The 1554-nt window shown below is 28.6% G+C and carries 1 protein-coding gene; it reads left to right on the top strand.

Translation table 11 applies throughout. The features are described from left to right. Positions 1–136 precede the first annotated feature (136 nt). Positions 137–1348, top strand: a complete 1212-nt coding sequence (locus CN514_RS17410) for a serine hydrolase domain-containing protein (RefSeq protein ID WP_098233688.1) — start codon at positions 137–139, stop codon at positions 1346–1348. Positions 1349–1554: the final 206 nt, after the last annotated feature.

Raw genomic sequence — 1554 nt, 5'->3', positions numbered from 1 at the left:
TTTTAGCAACAGGTAGGGACTATTACAATATTAAAATAACTTTGAAAACGCTTCATTTAAAAAATTTTTTTTACATAAAAAATTTACAGTATTTTACATAAAATTTACTTGGAATTTATTGATTGGAGAGGATAAAATGCAAAACAAAATTAAGCAACATACAAATAAAATTGTATCTAAAGAAATTCAATTAATAATGGACAAATTTAATATTGTCGGGTGTCAAGCTGTTGCGGTTATAAAAGATAAACTGATTTGGTCTGATGCTTATGGTTATCGTGATTTAGAAACAAATGAATTAGTTACAGAAAATACGATGTTTCGAATTGCTTCTATTTCAAAACTTTTTACGGCTACAGCAATCATGCAATTAGTCGAAAGAAAGTTATTAAATTTAAATCAAGATATTAGTCATTCTTTAGGGTTTAAAGTAAGAAATCCTAAATACCCTAATTCTTTTATTACGTTGAGACAAATTTTAACTCATACATCTTCTCTTAACTCAGATGATGCATCAAATAGTGTATATGCAAAGTTTATTAAAGACGGACATTCAAATTTATCGTTACAACTTACAGAATTATTAGATGAAAAAGGAAAGTATTTTACGAAAGAAATCTGGGGAGATTGGAAACCAGGAGATCAATGGATGTATTCAAATATTGGTGCAATCATATGTGGTGCAATTATTGAAAAAGTCTCAAATTTGCGCTTTGACCAGTATATCAACCAAAACATATTTGAACCTCTAGAAATGAAGAATGTAGCTTTTTCATTTTCAAATTTTAATAAAAGCCACGAACTAGCAAACTTATATGAAAAAAATAAAGATAAAAATGAATATCAAATATCAATTGATGATATTAGGCAGAGCGAATATTCAAAAACTCATTGGGATCAATACATGATAGGTAATCATGGAGGATTATTCGAACCTCAAGGTGGACTAAGGACATCCGCAGTTGAATTAAGTAAGTTTTTACGGGCACATATGTTAAGCGGGAGTTTATATGGACACCGAATTCTGCAACAAAAAACGTCAAAATTAATGACATCAATTCAATGGTCTAGAGAAGAAAATAATCACTTCTTTAGTAAAATGGGGCTTGGTTTTCATATTAGCCACGACTTCTTACCGGGTTACAAAGAAATGATCGGCCATGCGGGTGAAGCATACGGATTAATCAGCAATTTCTATTGGCATGATGAAAAACAATTCGGCATAATTTTTATTATGAACGGAAGTCATTTTGATTTATCTGAAGATACAAGATTTGAAGTAGAAAAAGAATTAGCAGAAGTTATTTATAAACAGGTTATTGAAGAACGTTTATTAAAACAGAAGTAAGGTAAATAATAATAAAAACTAAAATTTTATTACTGTTCGATCGTGTAGTAAAAATACTTTCTAACACGACTTAATTTGTTTGTATAGCTGCAGTTAAAAGATCTATTTTTCAATAGGTCTTTTTTATTTGTAATAAAAAAACCCAATTAAATTTTCATCAATTTTTCATAAAACTTTTATATAATAATTTCCGATCAAAAAAATGG

It is taken from the genome of Bacillus sp. AFS001701, from assembly GCF_002559405.1.
GTDB lineage: Bacteria > Bacillota > Bacilli > Bacillales > Bacillaceae_G > Gottfriedia.
Note: the sequence above shows the minus strand (reverse complement) of the source record. Positions and strands in the feature narration are given on the sequence as shown.